Here is a 16791-nt window from a genome sequence, read left to right as displayed (position 1 = left end):
ACGCCTGATAGACAGATAAGACCTGATTACCATGGCCCTACTGCAAATCGCCGAACCCGGCCAAAGCCCTCAACCGCACCAGCGTCGCCTGGCGGTCGGGATTGACCTGGGCACCACCAATTCCCTGGTTGCTGCCTTGCGCAGTGGCCTGTCCGAGCCGTTGCCCGACGCTGATGGCCAGGTGATCCTGCCCTCTGCCGTGCGCTATCACGTTGATCGTACCGAAGTGGGTGAGTCGGCCAAGCTGGCGGCGTCTTCCGACCCTTTGAATACCGTACTGTCGGTCAAGCGCTTGATGGGTCGTGGTCTGTCCGACGTCAAGCAATTGGGCGACCAGCTGCCGTATCGCTTTGTCGGCGGTGAATCCCACATGCCGTTCATCGACACCGTCCAAGGCCCGAAAAGCCCTGTGGAAGTGTCGGCCGATATCCTCAAGGTACTGCGTCAGCGCGCGGAAAAGACCCTGGGCGGCGAACTGGTCGGCGCGGTGATCACCGTTCCGGCTTATTTCGATGATGCCCAGCGCCAAGCTACCAAGGATGCGGCCAAACTTGCCGGCCTGAACGTGCTGCGCCTGCTCAATGAGCCGACCGCGGCAGCCGTGGCCTATGGCCTGGACCAGCATGCCGAAGGCCTGGTTGCCATTTACGACCTGGGCGGTGGAACCTTTGATATATCGATTTTGCGCCTGACCGGGGGCGTCTTCGAAGTGCTGGCCACTGGTGGCGACAGCGCCCTGGGCGGCGACGACTTCGACCACGCCATTGCGGGTTGGATCATCGCCAGCGCCGGCTTGTCTGCCGACCTGGACCCGGGCGCGCAGCGCAACCTGCTGCAAACCGCTTGCGCCGCCAAAGAAGCGCTGACGGACTCCGCGTCTGTTGAAGTTTCCTACGGTAACTGGTCGGCCCAACTGACCCGCGAAGCCTTCGATGCGCTGATCGAGCCTATGGTCGCCCGCAGCCTGAAAGCCTGCCGCCGTGCCGTACGTGATTCCGGTATCGAACTGGAGGACGTGGGTGCAGTGGTCATGGTCGGTGGTTCCACCCGCGTACCACGCGTGCGTGAAGCCGTCGCCGAAGCCTTTGGCCGCCAGCCGCTGACTGAAATCGATCCGGACCAGGTGGTCGCCATCGGCGCCGCGATCCAGGCAGACACCCTGGCCGGTAATAAGCGCGATGGTGGCGAACTGCTGCTGCTCGACGTGATCCCGCTTTCCCTGGGGCTGGAAACCATGGGGGGGCTGATGGAGAAGGTGATACCACGCAACACCACCATCCCCGTCGCCCGTGCCCAGGATTTCACCACTTACAAAGATGGCCAGACGGCCATGATGATCCATGTGCTGCAAGGCGAGCGCGAGCTGATCAGTGACTGCCGCTCCCTGGCGCGCTTCGAATTGCGCGGCATTCCGGCGATGGTGGCTGGCGCGGCAAAGATTCGCGTGACCTTTCAGGTCGACGCCGACGGCCTGCTCAACGTCGCTGCGCGTGAGTTGGGTTCGGGTGTTGAAGCCAGCATCCAGGTCAAGCCGTCCTACGGCCTGACCGACGGCGAAATCGCCAAGATGCTCAAGGACTCGTTCCAGTATGCCGGTGACGACAAGGTCGCTCGCGTGCTGCGCGAGCAACAAGTGGATGCCCAGCGCCTGCTCGAAGCGGTGCAGGGTGCCCTTGATGCCGACGGCGAGCGCCTGCTGGATGCCGAAGAGCGCATGGTCATTGACCTGCAGATGCAGGAACTGGCCGAGCTGATGAAAGGCAGCGATGGCTACGCTATCGAGCAACAGACCAAGCGCCTGTCGCAAGTGACAGATGCCTTTGCCGCCCGCCGCATGGATCAGACGGTGAAAGCCGCACTGGCCGGGCGCAACCTGAATGAAATCGAGGAATAATCAATGCCGCAGGTCATTTTTCTGCCACACGCCGAGCATTGCCCGGACGGTATGGTCGTGGAGGCTGAGACCGGCAAGTCCATCCTCGAAGTTGCCCATGACAACCACATCGAGATCGAAAGTGCCTGCGGCGGTGTCTGCGCTTGCACCACCTGTCACTGCATCATCCGCGAGGGTTTCAATTCCCTGGAAGAAGCAGACGAGCTGGAAGAAGACTTTCTTGACCGTGCCTGGGGCCTTGAAGCGACTTCTCGCCTAAGCTGTCAGGCAAAGGTCGGCACGGAAGACATTACCGTCGAAATCCCGAAATATTCCCTCAACCATGCAGCCGAAGCGCCGCATTGATTCAAGGAAGTGTCATGAGTCTTAAATGGGTTGATGTGCAAGAGATCGCTATCCTGTTGGCCGATGCCAACCCGGATCTGGATCCTTACTCCCTGAACTTTGTAGCTTTGCGTGACATGGTCATGGCGCTGCCAGGGTTCGAAGATGAGCGTGATCGCGGTGGTGAGAAGGTCCTGGAGGCTATCCAGACTGCCTGGAAAGAAGAACAGGACTGACGCCTCCCTTACGCAGTTAGGCAATACCCAATAACCCGCGTATAATTCGCGGGTTTAATTTTTCGTAAATTACCGTTTCTGGAGTTACACCATGGCTGTTCAACGTACTTTCTCCATCATCAAGCCTGACGCTGTTGCAAAAAACGTCATCGGCGAGATCACCACTCGTTTCGAAAAAGCCGGCCTGAAGGTTGTAGCTTCGAAACTCAAGCAACTGTCCAAGGCTGAAGCTGAAGGCTTCTACGCTGAGCACAGCGCTCGTGGCTTCTTCGGCGACCTGGTTGCCTTCATGATCTCCGGTCCTGTTGTTGTTCAGGTTCTGGAAGGCGAAAACGCTATCGCTCTGAACCGTGAGCTGATGGGCGCTACCAACCCTAAAGAAGCCGCTGCCGGCACCATCCGTGCTGACTTCGCCGAGTCCATCGACGCCAACGCTGTACACGGTTCGGACTCCGAAGCCGCTGCTGCTCGCGAAATCTCGTACTTCTTCGCCGCTACTGAAGTAACCGCTCGCTAAGCATCGGCTTAAAGAGTGAGGGTGAATCCATGACGACATCGACTGTAAAAACCAACCTGCTGGGGCTGACCCAGCCGGAAATGGAGAAATTCTTCGACTCAATCGGGGAGAAGCGTTTCCGTGCCGGTCAGGTAATGAAATGGATTCACCACTTTGGCGTCGATGATTTCGACGCCATGACGAACGTCAGCAAGGCCCTGCGCGACAAGCTCAAGGCCATTGCCGAGGTGCGTGGTCCGGAAGTGGTCAGCGAGGACATCTCCAGCGACGGCACCCGTAAATGGGTGGTGCGCGTTGCGTCCGGCAGCTGTGTCGAGACCGTGTACATTCCCCAGGGCAAACGCGGCACCTTGTGCGTTTCGTCCCAGGCAGGCTGTGCCCTGGACTGCAGTTTCTGCTCCACCGGCAAGCAAGGCTTCAATAGCAACCTCACCGCCGCCGAAGTGATCGGCCAGGTGTGGATTGCCAACAAATCTTTTGGCAGCGTCCCGGCGACCGTCGACCGTGCCATCACCAACGTGGTGATGATGGGCATGGGTGAGCCGCTGCTGAACTTCGACAACGTGGTTTCGGCCATGCACCTGATGATGGACGACCTGGGCTACGGCATCTCCAAGCGCCGTGTAACCCTGTCCACCTCTGGCGTGGTGCCGATGATCGATGAGCTGTCCAAGCACATCGACGTCTCCCTGGCGTTGTCGCTGCACGCACCCAATGACGCATTGCGTAACCAATTGGTGCCAATCAACAAGAAGTATCCGCTTAAGATGCTGCTCGAATCTTGCCAGCGTTATATGTCGTCCCTGGGCGAAAAGCGCGTGCTGACCATCGAGTACACCTTGCTCAAGGACATCAATGACAAGGTTGAGCACGCGGTCGAGATGATCGAGTTGCTCAAGGACACCCCGTGCAAGATCAACCTGATTCCGTTCAACCCGTTTCCACATTCCGGCTACGAGCGGCCGAGCAACAACGCCATCCGTCGTTTCCAGGATCAACTGCACCAGGCCGGCTACAACGTCACCGTCCGCACCACCCGTGGTGAAGACATCGACGCCGCCTGTGGCCAATTGGTCGGGCAGGTGATGGACCGCACCCGCCGCAGCGAGCGCTATATCGCCGGACGCGAAGTGAACGCCGCCGACGATTTGCCGCTGATCGCTGTGAATCGAATCTGAGAGAGGATCTCTATGCCCTTGCGCCTTGCGCTGCTTTTGCTTTTTACCGGTCTTGCGGCCGGTTGTGTTTCATCGGGCCATGAAGGCCCTTTGCAAACCGGTAAAGGCCGTGATGAGGCGCGAGTTGCCTATGTGCAACTGGGCTTGGGTTACCTGCAACAAGGCATGAGCGAGCAGGCCAAGGTGCCGTTGAAGAAGGCCCTTGAGCTGGACAGCGACGACGCCGATGCCAATGCCGCACTGGCCCTGGTGTTCCAGGCCCAGGCCGAGCCTGAACTGGCTGACCGCTATTTCCACAAGGCCCTGGCCGCACGCCCTGCCGATCCGCGGCTGCTGAACAACTACGGCAGTTTCCTGTTTGCGCAGGAACGTTATGACCAGGCCGCCCTTTATTTCCAGCAAGCCAGCGTCGATACCCTCTATCCTGAGCGTTCGCGGGTGTTCGAGAACCTTGGGGTCACCTCGATCCGCCTCGGCCAGCGCGACAATGCTCGCCGGCAACTGGAAAAAGCCCTGCATTTGAACGGTCGTCAGCCTCGGGCATTGCTCGAAATGGCTGAGATATCCTTTGATGACAGGCATTATGTGCCGGCACGTGACTATTACGAGCGTTTTAGCCTGCTCAGCGGGCAAAATGCACGTAGTCTATTGCTCGGTGTGCGGCTGGCGACGGTTCATGAAGAACGCGACAAGGCCGCACGTTTTGGCCAACAACTTGAACGACTCTATCCCGGTACGCCGGAATATCAGCAATACCTGTCGGAGCAATGATGAAAGCGGCGCACCCGGAAGTTGTAGCAGCTAATCGCGTAAACCCAGGCGACACCTTGCGTCAGGCCCGCGAAAGCAATGGTTGGTCGCTGGCGGAAGTGGCCCTCAAGCTCAATTTGACCACTACATCCCTGGGCAACCTGGAAGCTGGCGCGTTCGATAAGCTGCCTGGGCATACCTTCGCCCGCGGCTATATCCGTGCCTACGCCAAGCTGCTGGGGATCGACCAGGCAGTTTTGGTCCAGGAATTCGACCAGTTCACCGGCACCGACTCCCAGGGCAGCAATGTGCATGGCTTGGGTCGCATCGAAGAACCGGTGCGGGTTTCCCACACTATTTTGCGAATTGTCAGCCTGCTGCTGCTGATCGCTGTCATTGGTGGCGGTTTTGTCTGGTGGCAAGACCAGACCTCCCAGCGCACCAAGGACCTGACCAGCAACGCCATGGAGCACGTCGAAGTCGAAAGCGCCGACGGCACCACCCAGATTCATCCGCTGGACGAGCCGGAAGACCAGGCTGTAGCAGAAGGCCAGGCCGCGCCTGAAGCGCCGCTTGCCACTGAGCAGCCTGCACCGGAAACCCCGCCTGCCGCGACCGCTGTCGCACCGGCTCCCGCAACGCCTGCAGCTCCGGCCCACACCCCGGCCGCTCCTGTACAGGCGCCAGCGACTCAGGCCCAGACCGCCCCGGCAGCGATTTCGCCACCTACCACCCCAGCGTTGATCGCCGGTGATGGCCGCGTACAGATTACCTTCGTCGCCGACTGCTGGACGCAAGTCACCGACGGCAATGGCAAAGTGCTGTTTAGCGGTCTGAAGCGTAAGGGAGATACGCTTGACCAGGGCGGCAAGCCTCCTTTGACGCTGCGTCTGGGCTTTGCCCGTGGCGCGCAAGTGGCCTACAACGGCCAGCCTGTGGACGTAGCGCCGTTCACCACCGGCGAGACCGCTCGCCTGAAGTTGGGACAATAGTCATGCACGGCGAATCTCCAATCAAACGTCGCGTATCGCGCAAAATCTGGGTCGGCTCGGTGCCGGTGGGTGGCGATGCCCCCATCGCCGTACAGAGCATGACCAACAGCGACACCAATGACGTGGCCGCCACCGTTGCCCAGATCAACCGCCTGGAAGCCGCTGGCGTGGACATCGTGCGCGTTTCCGTGCCGGACATGGACGCTGCCGAGGCCTTCGGTCGCATCAAGCAACAGGTCAAGGTGCCGTTGGTTGCCGACATTCACTTCGACCACAAGATCGCCTTGCGCGTGGCCGAGCTGGGCGTGGACTGCCTGCGTATCAACCCGGGCAACATCGGCAGCGAAGCCCGTGTGCGTGCGGTGGTGGATGCTGCTCGCGATCGCGGCATTCCGATCCGCATCGGCGTCAACGCCGGCTCCCTGGAAAAAGACCTGCAAAAGAAATACGGCGAGCCGACCCCGGCGGCGCTGGTTGAATCTGCGCTGCGCCACGTTGAACACCTTGAGCGCCTGAATTTCCAGGACTACAAGGTCAGCGTAAAGGCCTCCGACGTGTTCATGGCGGTAGAAGCCTACCGCCTGCTGGCCAAGGAGATCGTGCAGCCGTTGCACCTGGGTATCACTGAAGCCGGCGGTTTACGCTCAGGCACAGTGAAATCTGCGGTGGGTCTCGGTATGCTGCTCGCCGAAGGGATTGGCGATACTATCCGCATCTCCCTGGCGGCAGACCCCGTAGAGGAAGTGAAGGTCGGTTACGACATTCTCAAATCTCTGCGTTTGCGTTCCCGAGGCATCAACTTCATTGCCTGCCCGAGCTGCTCGCGGCAGAACTTCGACGTGGTGAAAACCATGAACGAACTGGAAGGACGCCTCGAAGACCTGCTGGTGCCGCTGGATGTTGCGGTGATCGGATGCGTGGTCAACGGTCCGGGTGAAGCCAAAGAGGCGCACATCGGCCTGACCGGCGGCTCACCGAACCTGATCTACATCGACGGCAAACCGTCGCATAAGTTGACGAATGACAATCTGGTGGATGATCTCGAAAGACTGATCCGCGAGAAAGCGGCCGAAAAGGTCGCGGCTGACGCAGCGCTGATCGCGCGCGGCTAAGAACGAATTTAAGGATTTGATGTGAGCAAGTCTCTGCAAGCCATTCGTGGCATGAACGACATCCTTCCGGAGCAGACGCCGCTGTGGCGCTACTTCGAGGGCACTGTTGCGCGCCTGCTGGATAACTACGGTTACAAGCAGATCCGCATGCCGATCGTCGAGTTCACCGAGCTGTTCAAGCGCTCCATCGGTGAAGTGACCGACATCGTCGAAAAAGAGATGTACACCTTTGAGGACCGCAACGGCGACTCCCTGACCCTGCGTCCGGAAGGCACTGCCGCGTGCGTGCGCGCCGTACTCGAACATGGCCTCACCGGTGGCGGCCAGCCACAGAAGCTGTGGTACATCGGCCCGATGTTCCGCCACGAGCGCCCGCAGAAAGGTCGCTATCGCCAGTTCCACCAGATCGGCCTGGAGGTGTTCAACCTCGACGGTCCGGACATCGACGCCGAGCTGATCGTGCTGACCTGGCGCCTGTGGGGCCTGCTGGGCATCCGCGACGCGGTCAAGCTTGAACTCAACAGCCTGGGCACCAGCGAGTCCCGGGGCCGCTATCGGGTGGCCCTGGTCGAGTACCTGTCCGCCCACCTGGACGAGTTGGACGAAGACAGCCAGCGCCGCCTGAAAACCAACCCGTTGCGCGTCCTCGATACCAAGAACGCCGACACCCAGGCCGTGCTGGTCAACGCGCCGAAAATGGCCGATTACCTGGACGACGAATCCCGCATTCACTTCGAGGGCCTCAAGGCTCGCCTGGAGGCAGCCGGTATTCCTTACGTCATCAATCCAAAGTTGGTGCGTGGCCTCGATTACTACAGCAAGACGGTCTTCGAGTGGGTCACCGACAAGCTTGGCGCCCAGGGCACCGTGTGTGCCGGTGGCCGCTACGACGGCCTGGTCGAGCAGATGGGCGGCAAGCCGACCACCGGTGTGGGTTTTGCCATGGGCATCGAGCGGCTGATCCTGCTGCTGGAAACCCTGGAGCAGGTCCCGGAAGAGATCTCCCGCCAGGTGGATGTGTACCTGTGCGCCTTTGGCGAGGCCGCTGAACTGGCTGCCCTGGCCCTGAGCGAACAAGTACGCGATCAACTGCCGAACCTGCGCCTGCAGGTCAACGCCGGCGCCGGCAGCTTCAAGAGCCAGTTCAAGAAGGCCGACAAGAGCGGTGCGCTGTATGCACTGATCCTCGGCGAAGACGAACTGGCCCAGCAAGTGATAGGTTTCAAACCCCTGCGTGGCCAGGGTGAGCAACAGAACATTGCCTTTGATGCGCTCGCTGCGCACTTGGCCACCTGCGTCGTGCAGGGTTGAAGCTGTCGAACAGCCGAATTTAGCGATTAAGGAGTATTGGGGTGTCGAGTACTGATGATGAGCAACTGGCCGAGTTCAAGGACTGGTGGCAGCGCAACGGCAAGCCCCTGGTTACTGGCGGTCTGCTGGCTTTAGTGGTGGTGTTCGGCTGGCAGGCCTGGACCAAGTATCAGGCCAACCAGTCCCAAGGCGCCTCGATCCTCTATCAGCAATTGCTGGAAACCACCCTGACGCCGGACGGCAAGCCCGATCCTGCGCAGGTTGCAGACCTGGCCGGTAAGCTGAAGAACGAATTCGGCGGTAGCACCTACGCCCAATACGGCAGCCTGTTCGTCGCGAAGGTCGCGGTCGACACCGGCAAGCTGGACGACGCCGCCGCTGAGTTGAAGGCCATCGCCGACAAGCCGACCAACCCGACCCTGGGTGAAATCGCACGTCAGCGCCTGGCCCAGGTACTGGCGGCACAGAACAAGGCTGACGAAGCACTCAAACTGCTCGACGGCGATGCTGACAAGGCATTTGTAGCCACTCGCGAAGAGCTCAAGGGCGACCTGTTGGTCCAATTGGGTCGTACCGACGAAGCCAATGCTGCGTACAAGAAAGCCAAGGCGGCGCTGTCTGATGAAGCGGCGGTCGGTGGCTTACAAATCAAGCTGGACGACTTGGCCAAAGGGGATGCGTGACGTGATCCGTTGGAAACATGCAGCATTGCTGGCTCTGGCCATTCTGGCCGCGGGTTGCAGCAGCAACAGTAAAAAAGAACTGCCGCCTGCGGAGCTGACCAGCTTCAAGGAAGAAGTGGTCCTGCAAAAGCAGTGGAGCCGCTCCATCGGTGACGGCCAGGGTGAAACCTACAACATGCTGGTACCGGCTATCGACGGTGAAAATATCGTCGCCGCCGACGTGACCGGCGTCGTCATTTCCATGGATCGCATGAACGGCGACGTGAAGTGGAAGAAAGACCTCGAAATTCCGGTATCCGGCGCCGTAGGCGTAGGTTACGGCATGGTCTTGCTCGGCACGCTCAAGGGCGAAGTCGTGGCGTTGGATTCCAGCACCGGTGAAGAGAAATGGCGCGCTCGCGTGACCAGTGAGGTGCTCGCACCGCCTGCCACCAACGGCGATATCGTCGTAGTGCAAACCCAGGACGACCGTGTGATCGGCCTCGACGCCAGCACCGGCGAACAGCGTTGGTTGTACGACAGCACCCCGGCGGTGCTGACGTTGCGTGGTACCAGTGGTCCGATTGTGACCAACAATCTGGCCGTTGCAGGCCTGTCGACCGGTAAAGTGGTCGCCCTGGATACCCAGAACGGCGTGCCGGCCTGGGAAACCCGTGTGGCCATCCCGCAAGGTCGTTCCGAACTGGACCGCGTGGTGGACATCGATGGCGGCCTGCTGCTGTCGGGTGAAACCCTCTACGTCGCCACTTACCAGGGCCGTGTTGCGGCACTGGACCTGCAGAGCGGCCGCGTCAACTGGCAGCGTGATGCTTCCAGCTACGCCGGTGTCGCCCAAGGGTTTGGCAGCGTCTATGTCAGCCTGGCGTCCGGCACCGTTGAAAGTGTCGACGAGCGTTCCACCACGGCACTGTGGAGCAACGATTCCCTGGCGCGCCGCCAGTTGTCGGCACCGGAAGTGTTCTCCAGTTATGTCGCGGTCGGCGACTTCGAAGGCTACCTGCACCTGTTGAGCCAGGTGGACGGTCGTTTCGTCGGTCGCGAGCGTATCGACAGCGACGGCCTGCGTGCGCGTCCGCTGGTGGTGGGTAACATGCTTTATGTGTATGGCAACAGCGGCAAGCTGGAAGCCCTGACCATCAAGTAAGAACCATGCTTGGGGTAATACCCAGGCGGCCCCGCTCAGGCGGGGCATGCGGCATTTGATTATGCTGCCCCGAGCACCAGCCGCTGCCCTGCAGCGGCTTTTGTATTTTCTGAAATAACGAAGTGGAGAGCCGCATGGTTCCCGTAATCGCCCTGGTGGGCCGACCTAACGTCGGCAAGTCCACCTTGTTCAACCGCCTGACCAGGACTCGCGACGCCATCGTCGGCGACTTGTCCGGTCTGACCCGTGATCGCCAATACGGTGAGGCAAAGTGGCAAGGGCGCTCCTACATTATCGTCGACACCGGTGGTATCTCCGGTGACGAGCATGGCATGGACGAAAAGATGGCCGAGCAGTCGCTGCTGGCCATTGAAGAAGCCGATGTCGTGTTGTTCCTGGTGGACGCCCGTGCGGGCTACACCGCTGCCGACCAGATGATTGGCGAGCACCTGCGCAAGCGTAACAAGCGTTCCTATCTGGTCGCGAACAAGATCGACAACATCGATCCTGAAGCTGCCCGTGCCGAATTCAGCCCGATGGGCCTGGGCGATGCGATCCCGGTCGCAGGTGCCCACGGTCGTGGTATCACCCAGATGCTGGAAATTGCCCTGCGCGATTTCCCCAAGGATGACGTCGAGGAGGAAGAGGGCGAAGAGGAAATCGTTGCCGAAGGTGAGGAAGCCAAGCGCATTCCTGGCCCGAGCGAAAAAGACGGTATCAAGATCGCTATCATCGGTCGTCCCAACGTCGGCAAGTCGACCCTGGTCAACCGCATGCTCGGTGAAGACCGGGTCATCGTCTATGACCAGCCCGGCACCACCCGCGACAGCATCTACATCCCGTTCGAACGTAACGAGGAAAAGTACACGCTGATCGATACCGCCGGTGTGCGCAAGCGCGGCAAGATCCACGAGGAAGTCGAAAAGTTCTCGGTGGTCAAAACCCTGCAGGCGATCAAAGACGCCAACGTGGTGATCTTCGTGATGGACGCCCGCGAGGGTGTGGTGGACCACGACCTCAACCTGCTGGGCTTTGCCCTGGAGGCCGGTCGTGCCCTGGTGATCGCGATCAACAAGTGGGACGGCATGACGCCGAGCGAGCGCGACTTCGTCAAGGTCGAGCTGCAACGTCGTCTGTTCTTCGTCGAGTTCGCCGACATCCACTTCATCTCGGCACTGCACGGCACCGGCGTGGGCAACCTTTACGCTTCCGTGCAGAACTCGTTCAAGTCTGCAGTGACCCGCTGGCCGACCAACCGCCTCACCCAGATCCTGGAAGATGCGGTTGGCGAGCACGCGCCGCCGATGGTCAACAACCGCCGGATCAAATTGCGTTACGCCCACTTGGGTGGTGCCAACCCGCCGATTATCGTGATTCACGGTAACCAGATCGAGAAGGTGCCGAAGTCCTATGTGCGTTACCTGGAAAACACCTACCGCCGTGTCTTGAAACTGGTCGGTACGCCGATCCGTATCGAGTTCAAGGGTGGCGAGAACCCATACGAAGGCAACAAGAACACACTGACTGACCGTCAGGTGAACAAGAAGCGTCGTTTGATGACTCACCACAAGAAGGCCGACAAGAAGCGCCGCGATAAGAAGTAACGACAGCTTCAAGTTGTTAGCTGCAAGAGAGGGCTCCTTTGGAGCCCTTTTTTGTGCCTGGTGGTTTGCCCCTTGACCTGCTTGCGGCTTGCAGCTTAAAACTTGCAGCTCACCCGAAGGGGGCTCCCATGATCACCAGCAAGCTGCCGAATGTCGGCACGACCATTTTCACCACCATGTCGCAACTCGCTGCCGAAACCGGTGCGCTGAACCTGTCCCAGGGCTTTCCGGACTTCAATGGCCCCCAGGGTCTGCTCGATGCGGTGGGCAAGCATATCGCTCTCGGGCACAACCAATACGCGCCCATGACCGGCCTGCCGGTGCTGCGCCAGCAGGTAGCCGCCAAGATCGCCCGTAGCTATGGCGCCACGGTCAATGCGGACACTGAAGTGACCATTACCCCTGGTGCTACCGAGGCGATCTTCTGTGCGATCCAGGCGGTGATTCGCCAGGGTGATGAAGTCATCGTGTTCGACCCCAGCTACGACAGCTACGAGCCTTCGGTGGAGCTGGCCGGCGGCCGTTGCGTGCACGTGCAACTGAGCCTGGATGGCTTCGCGCTGGACTTCGAGAAGATCAAGGCGGCGCTGTCACCGCGTACGCGGATGATCGTCCTCAATTCCCCACACAACCCGACCGGCGCGCTGATCAGCCGCGCCGAACTGGACCAGTTGGCCGAACTGATCCGCGACCGTGACATCTACCTGGTCAGCGATGAAGTCTACGAGCACCTGGTATTTGACGGTGTGCCCCACGTCAGTGTGCTGGCCCACGATGAGCTGTATCAGCGTGCGTTCGTGGTCAGTTCCTTCGGCAAGACTTACCACGTCACCGGTTGGAAAACCGGCTACGTCGTCGCGCCGCCGGCCCTCACCGCGGAACTGCGCAAGGTGCATCAATACGTCAATTTCTGTGGTGTAACCCCGCTGCAGTACGCATTGGCCGATTTCATGGCGGAACACCCGGAGCATGTCGACGAGTTGCCAGCGTTCTATCAGGCCAAGCGCGATCTGTTCTGCGACCTGCTGGCGCCATCGCGCTTCAGCTTTACCCCAGTGACCGGCACCTACTTCCAACTGGTGGATTACTCACAGATCCGCCCGGACCTGGATGACGTCGCCATGTCACTGTGGATGACCCGCGAGCATGGCGTGGCGACGATTCCGGTCTCGGTGTTCTACCAGACCCCACCCCAAGGCCAGCGCCTGGTGCGCCTGTGCTTTGCCAAACGCGAGGAAACGCTGCAACAAGCGGCTGAAAAACTATGCGTGATCTGAGTGCACTGCCGAACCTGAACATCGCCCTGGTCCAGACCAGCCTGGCCTGGCACGACCGCCAAGCGAACCTTGAGCACTTCGAGTTATTGTTGGAACAGGCGCAAGGTGCCGACCTGATCGTATTACCGGAGATGTTCACCACCGGTTTCTCCATGGAATCCGCGACCCTCGCCGAACCCGAGAACGGCCCGACCCACCGTTGGCTACAGGCACAGGCCGCGAAGTACAACGCCGTCATCACCGGTAGCGTGATCATCCAGGCTGCCGACGGCAGCCACCGCAACCGCCTGCTGTGGGCACGGCCGGATGGCGAGGTGTTGCATTACGACAAGCGCCACCTGTTCCGCATGGCCGGCGAGCACAACCACTACACCCCCGGTGAGCGCCAGGTGCAGTTCGAAGTGAAAGGCTGGCGTATTCGCCCGTTGATTTGCTACGACCTGCGCTTCCCGGTGTGGAGCCGTGATGCCCAGGACACCGACCTGCTGCTGTATACCGCCAACTGGCCGGGGGCACGGCGCTCGCACTGGAACCGACTGCTGCCGGCGCGGGCGATTGAAAACCTGTGCTATGTGGCGGCGGTGAATCGGGTGGGCACGGATGGGAAGGGCTTTGCCTACACCGGGGACAGCCAGGTGTTGGACTTCCAGGGCGAGACCCTGCTGAGTGCGGGGGAGGCGGATGGGGTGTTCCAGGTCAATCTGGATGCAGCAGAGCTGGCGGCGTACCGCACGCGGTTTCCGGCGAACCTGGATGCCGATACTTTCCAGTTTGTCTGACAGACCGCTATCGGGGGCAAGCCCCCTCCCACATTTTGAATGTATTCACAAATTAAAGTGTGGGAGGGGGCTTGCCCCCGATGAGGCCCTCACAGACCACAAAAAACCAAAAAAAAGGCCCCAGGACTCATATCCAGGGGCCTTTCACATTTTAAGCAGACGGCTTATGCCGCCTTCGCTGCCAACTGGCTCAACGAACGGTTCAGCGCGCTGAACAGCGCCTTGAAACTGGCCGTGGTGATGTTTTCATCAATGCCCACGCCATGTACCGGACGCTCACCGTTCACACGCAGTTCGATGTAGGCCGCCGCCTTGGCGTTGGTGCCCGCACCGATCGCATGTTCGTTGTAGTCCATGATCTCCACGCCAATCGGCAAGCCGGCCACCAACGCTTCCAGGGCGCCGTTGCCTTTGCCTTTCCAGTGCAGGTTGGTTTCGCCCTGGCCCTTGCCCGAGACTTCCACCTCGACAAAGCTGTTGCCGTTTTCTTCCTGCAGGCGATGGCTGACCAGCGCATACGGGGTGTTGGCTTGCAGGTATTCGCGCTGCAGCAAGGCGTAGATCTGCGGTGCAGTCATCTCAAGGCCCACGCGGTCGGTTTCGGCCTGTACCACCTGGCTGAATTCGATCTGCATGCGACGTGGCAAGCTGATGTCGTATTCCTGTTCCAGCAGGTAGGCGATGCCGCCTTTGCCCGACTGGCTGTTCACGCGAATCACAGCCTCGTAGCTGCGACCGATGTCGGCCGGGTCGATCGGCAGGTACGGCACTTCCCACAGCGCATCGTCTTTCTGCTGGGCGAAGCCCTTGCGGATCGCGTCCTGGTGAGAGCCGGAGAACGCGGTGTGCACCAGGTCGCCGACGTACGGGTGACGTGGGTGAACCTGAATCTGGTTGCACTCTTCGACGACTTTGCGCACGCCGTCGATGTCGGAGAAGTCCAGCTGCGGGTCGAGGCCCTGGGTGTACATGTTCAGTGCTACGGTGACCAGGTCGACGTTGCCGGTACGCTCGCCGTTGCCGAACAGGCAGCCTTCGACACGGTCGGCGCCGGCCATCAGGCCCAACTCGGTAGCCGCTACGCCGGTGCCACGGTCGTTGTGGGTGTGCAGGCTGATGATCACGCTGTCCCGACGGTTGATATGGCGACCGAACCACTCGATCTGGTCGGCATAGATGTTCGGCGTGGCGCACTCCACGGTGGCCGGCAGGTTGAGGATCATTTTGTGCTCAGGCGTCGGGTTCCACACCTCGATCACCGCGTCACAGACTTCCTTGGCGAATTCCAGCTCGGTGGCACTGAAAGTCTCCGGGGAGTATTCGAAGGTCCACTGGGTTTCCGGCTGCTGGGCGGCGTATTTGACGAACAACTTGGCCGCGTTGACCGCGATGGCCTTGATGCCTTCCTTGTCCTGGTTGAACACGATGCGGCGGAAGGACGGCGACGTGGCGTTGTACAGGTGCACGATGGCCTTCTTGGCACCGCGCAGGGATTCGAAGGTGCGTGCGATCAAGTCTTCACGGCCCTGGGTCAGCACCTGAATGGTGGTGTCCTCGGGGATGTGGCCGTCTTCGATCAGGGTGCGCACGAAGTCGAAGTCGGTTTGCGAGGCAGCGGGGAACGAGGCTTCGATTTCTTTCACGCCGACGGCGACCAGGGTCTTCCAGAAACGCAGCTTTTTCACTGCGTCCATCGGCTCGATCAGCGACTGATTGCCATCACGCAGGTCGGAGCTGCACCAGATCGGCGCTTCGGTGATGGTCTTCGATGGCCAGGTGCGGTCCGGGATATCGATGGTCGGGAACGCGCGGTACTTCGAAGACGGGTCTTTGAGCATGCTCATCGGGAAATCCTTTGTTGTAGGGGCCGAGAAAAGGCGGCCTGCCGTAGAACTGTTTTTAGGGATAAAACGTAAAGACGAGGCAGATCGATTCAGCCTGGCAGTCGTGCGCTGACGAGGCACAGGCTGCGGTGCTGGCGGAGCTGAATGAGGGTGTGAGAGGTTTTCATAGGCTCAACCCTAACTGCCGGGGTGAAAGATGGCAAGCAGTCGCTAAAAATTGAGAGAACTTCTGTTATTGACCTGTGAAACGAGATTTATTGCCTGAAGATGGTCTGGTGGCTGGATTTAATTGCGCGCCCGTTATCGAGTGCGCAATCGAGCCTTTCAGGGTTGGAACGCGCCGATAAAGATCGCCGGATCAACCCGCGCATCATTCAGGCTGACGTTCCAATGCATGTGCGGCCCGGTCGCCCGACCAGTCGAGCCGACCTTGCCCACCACTGCGCCGCGTGTGAGCTGATCGCCCACTTTCACGTCGATCTTCGACATGTGGCAGAACATGCTGATATAGCCCTGGCCATGGTCGACGAACACCGTGTTGCCATTGAAGAAGTAGTTGCCCACCAGAATCACTTTGCCATTGGCCGGCGTTTTGATCGGCGTACCGGCCGGTACGGCAAAGTCCAGGCCAGAATGGGGGTTGCGCTCTTCACCGTTGAAGAAACGCCGCACGCCAAACTTGCTCGACAGCGGCCCGTTCACCGGTTTGTCCAGCACCAGGTTGCTCGGCAGGTTAGGGCTGAAACTGCGGTAGGCCTTGAGCTGCACTGCCAATTCGCCTTCGATGCGCTTGAGCTGCGCCGGGTCAGGGTTTACCTGGCTATTGTTTTTCAGGGTGATGCGCTGTTCCGGGTACTTTTTGTAGCCGACGATAAACGGCAGGTTGCGCCCGCCGCTGCTGATGCGCTCATTGCCAGGCTTGACCGTCAACGGAATACCGACAATCGCCAGCCAGGTGTCCGCTTCTTTCACCACCAGTACCGGCTTGCCCTGGTACGTGGCTTTGGGCGCGGCAGCGGAAGGACCGAGTTCGACCACGGCAACCCCGCCAGGCACGGGCTTGTTGAGGGTGCGGGAAATGTAGCTGTCGGCCTGCGCGTTAAAGGCAAGGCACAGCAGCATCAACACACTGAAGAGACGTGGCAT

At 60.2% G+C, this 16791-nt stretch carries 16 protein-coding genes; 14 read left to right on the top strand and 2 right to left on the bottom strand.

Annotation, left to right across the window (positions count from 1 at the left end):
- Positions 1-31 precede the first annotated feature (31 nt).
- The 14 genes from hscA (at position 32) to K5K89_RS23980 (ending at position 13801) form a co-directional block, all read left to right on the top strand.
- Positions 32-1894: a Fe-S protein assembly chaperone HscA gene (gene hscA, locus K5K89_RS24045; protein ID WP_222540383.1), complete on the top strand. Its 1863-nt coding sequence runs from the start codon at positions 32-34 to the stop codon at positions 1892-1894.
- Between the two features lie 3 nt (positions 1895-1897).
- Positions 1898-2239, top strand: a complete 342-nt coding sequence (gene fdx / locus K5K89_RS24040; RefSeq protein ID WP_003175958.1) for an ISC system 2Fe-2S type ferredoxin — start codon at positions 1898-1900, stop codon at positions 2237-2239.
- 14 nt (positions 2240-2253) lie between these two features.
- Positions 2254-2454 carry a Fe-S cluster assembly protein IscX gene (gene iscX / locus K5K89_RS24035; RefSeq protein WP_016977667.1) on the top strand — a complete coding sequence of 67 codons (201 nt, stop codon included), beginning with the start codon at positions 2254-2256 and terminating at the stop codon, positions 2452-2454.
- Between the two features lie 91 nt (positions 2455-2545).
- Positions 2546-2971, top strand: a complete 426-nt coding sequence (gene ndk, locus K5K89_RS24030; RefSeq protein ID WP_003175956.1) for a nucleoside-diphosphate kinase — start codon at positions 2546-2548, stop codon at positions 2969-2971.
- 29 nt (positions 2972-3000) lie between these two features.
- A complete protein-coding gene (gene rlmN / locus K5K89_RS24025) occupies positions 3001-4149 on the top strand; it encodes a 23S rRNA (adenine(2503)-C(2))-methyltransferase RlmN (RefSeq protein WP_071489247.1) in 1149 nt (382 codons plus the stop codon).
- Positions 4150-4161: 12 nt separating this feature from the next.
- Entirely contained in the window at positions 4162-4920 is a 759-nt protein-coding gene (gene pilW, locus K5K89_RS24020) for a type IV pilus biogenesis/stability protein PilW (protein WP_222540382.1), read from the top strand.
- A complete protein-coding gene (locus K5K89_RS24015; protein WP_071489249.1) occupies positions 4920-5891 on the top strand; it encodes a helix-turn-helix domain-containing protein in 972 nt (323 codons plus the stop codon). The genes pilW and K5K89_RS24015 overlap by 1 nt, the downstream gene beginning before the upstream one ends.
- Positions 5892-5893: 2 nt before the next feature.
- Positions 5894-7003, top strand: coding sequence for a flavodoxin-dependent (E)-4-hydroxy-3-methylbut-2-enyl-diphosphate synthase (gene ispG, locus K5K89_RS24010; RefSeq protein ID WP_071489250.1), 1110 nt, complete (start codon positions 5894-5896; stop codon positions 7001-7003).
- A gap of 21 nt (positions 7004-7024) precedes the next feature.
- Positions 7025-8314, top strand: a complete 1290-nt coding sequence (gene hisS, locus K5K89_RS24005) for a histidine--tRNA ligase (protein WP_071489251.1) — start codon at positions 7025-7027, stop codon at positions 8312-8314.
- 41 nt (positions 8315-8355) lie between these two features.
- Positions 8356-8997: a YfgM family protein gene (locus K5K89_RS24000; RefSeq protein WP_032890712.1), complete on the top strand. Its 642-nt coding sequence runs from the start codon at positions 8356-8358 to the stop codon at positions 8995-8997.
- The gene (bamB, locus tag K5K89_RS23995; RefSeq protein ID WP_071489252.1) at positions 8990-10141 is read left to right on the top strand and encodes an outer membrane protein assembly factor BamB; all 1152 of its coding nucleotides are present in this window, start codon (positions 8990-8992) and stop codon (positions 10139-10141) included. The genes K5K89_RS24000 and bamB overlap by 8 nt, the downstream gene beginning before the upstream one ends.
- Before the next feature lie 134 nt (positions 10142-10275).
- The gene (gene der, locus K5K89_RS23990; RefSeq protein WP_058423368.1) at positions 10276-11745 is read left to right on the top strand and encodes a ribosome biogenesis GTPase Der; all 1470 of its coding nucleotides are present in this window, start codon (positions 10276-10278) and stop codon (positions 11743-11745) included.
- 128 nt (positions 11746-11873) lie between these two features.
- Entirely contained in the window at positions 11874-13022 is a 1149-nt protein-coding gene (locus K5K89_RS23985; protein WP_092249203.1) for a pyridoxal phosphate-dependent aminotransferase, read from the top strand.
- Positions 13010-13801: an amidohydrolase gene (locus K5K89_RS23980; protein ID WP_071489517.1), complete on the top strand. Its 792-nt coding sequence runs from the start codon at positions 13010-13012 to the stop codon at positions 13799-13801. The genes K5K89_RS23985 and K5K89_RS23980 overlap by 13 nt, the downstream gene beginning before the upstream one ends.
- 164 nt (positions 13802-13965) lie before the next feature.
- Here K5K89_RS23980 and leuA read toward each other — a convergent pair whose 3' ends face one another.
- Entirely contained in the window at positions 13966-15645 is a 1680-nt protein-coding gene (leuA, locus tag K5K89_RS23975; protein WP_071489254.1) for a 2-isopropylmalate synthase, read from the bottom strand.
- A gap of 324 nt (positions 15646-15969) precedes the next feature.
- Complete coding sequence (locus tag K5K89_RS23970) at positions 15970-16791, bottom strand: M23 family metallopeptidase (RefSeq protein ID WP_222540381.1); 822 nt, start codon at positions 16789-16791, stop codon at positions 15970-15972.

Origin of the sequence: Pseudomonas sp. DR208 (genome assembly GCF_019823005.1) — a bacterium.
Lineage (GTDB): Bacteria > Pseudomonadota > Gammaproteobacteria > Pseudomonadales > Pseudomonadaceae > Aquipseudomonas > Aquipseudomonas extremorientalis.
The sequence above is the reverse complement of the archived record's forward strand: the minus strand, read 5'-3'. Positions and strand labels throughout refer to the sequence as shown.

Excerpts from the sequence above, each read along its gene's own strand:
- hscA (WP_222540383.1), top strand. The coding sequence starts at position 32 with ATGGCCCTACTGCAAATCGCCGAACCCGGCCAAAGCCCTCAACCGCAC.
- fdx (WP_003175958.1), top strand. The coding sequence starts at position 1,898 with ATGCCGCAGGTCATTTTTCTGCCACACGCCGAGCATTGCCCGGACGGT.
- iscX (WP_016977667.1), top strand. The coding sequence starts at position 2,254 with ATGAGTCTTAAATGGGTTGATGTGCAAGAGATCGCTATCCTGTTGGCC.
- ndk (WP_003175956.1), top strand. The coding sequence starts at position 2,546 with ATGGCTGTTCAACGTACTTTCTCCATCATCAAGCCTGACGCTGTTGCA.
- rlmN (WP_071489247.1), top strand. The coding sequence starts at position 3,001 with ATGACGACATCGACTGTAAAAACCAACCTGCTGGGGCTGACCCAGCCG.
- pilW (WP_222540382.1), top strand. The coding sequence starts at position 4,162 with ATGCCCTTGCGCCTTGCGCTGCTTTTGCTTTTTACCGGTCTTGCGGCC.
- K5K89_RS24015 (WP_071489249.1), top strand. The coding sequence starts at position 4,920 with ATGAAAGCGGCGCACCCGGAAGTTGTAGCAGCTAATCGCGTAAACCCA.
- ispG (WP_071489250.1), top strand. The coding sequence starts at position 5,894 with ATGCACGGCGAATCTCCAATCAAACGTCGCGTATCGCGCAAAATCTGG.
- bamB (WP_071489252.1), top strand. The coding sequence starts at position 8,990 with ATGCGTGACGTGATCCGTTGGAAACATGCAGCATTGCTGGCTCTGGCC.
- der (WP_058423368.1), top strand. The coding sequence starts at position 10,276 with ATGGTTCCCGTAATCGCCCTGGTGGGCCGACCTAACGTCGGCAAGTCC.
- K5K89_RS23985 (WP_092249203.1), top strand. The coding sequence starts at position 11,874 with ATGATCACCAGCAAGCTGCCGAATGTCGGCACGACCATTTTCACCACC.
- K5K89_RS23980 (WP_071489517.1), top strand. The coding sequence starts at position 13,010 with ATGCGTGATCTGAGTGCACTGCCGAACCTGAACATCGCCCTGGTCCAG.
- leuA (WP_071489254.1), bottom strand. The coding sequence starts at position 15,645 with ATGAGCATGCTCAAAGACCCGTCTTCGAAGTACCGCGCGTTCCCGACC.
- K5K89_RS23970 (WP_222540381.1), bottom strand. The coding sequence starts at position 16,791 with ATGCCACGTCTCTTCAGTGTGTTGATGCTGCTGTGCCTTGCCTTTAAC.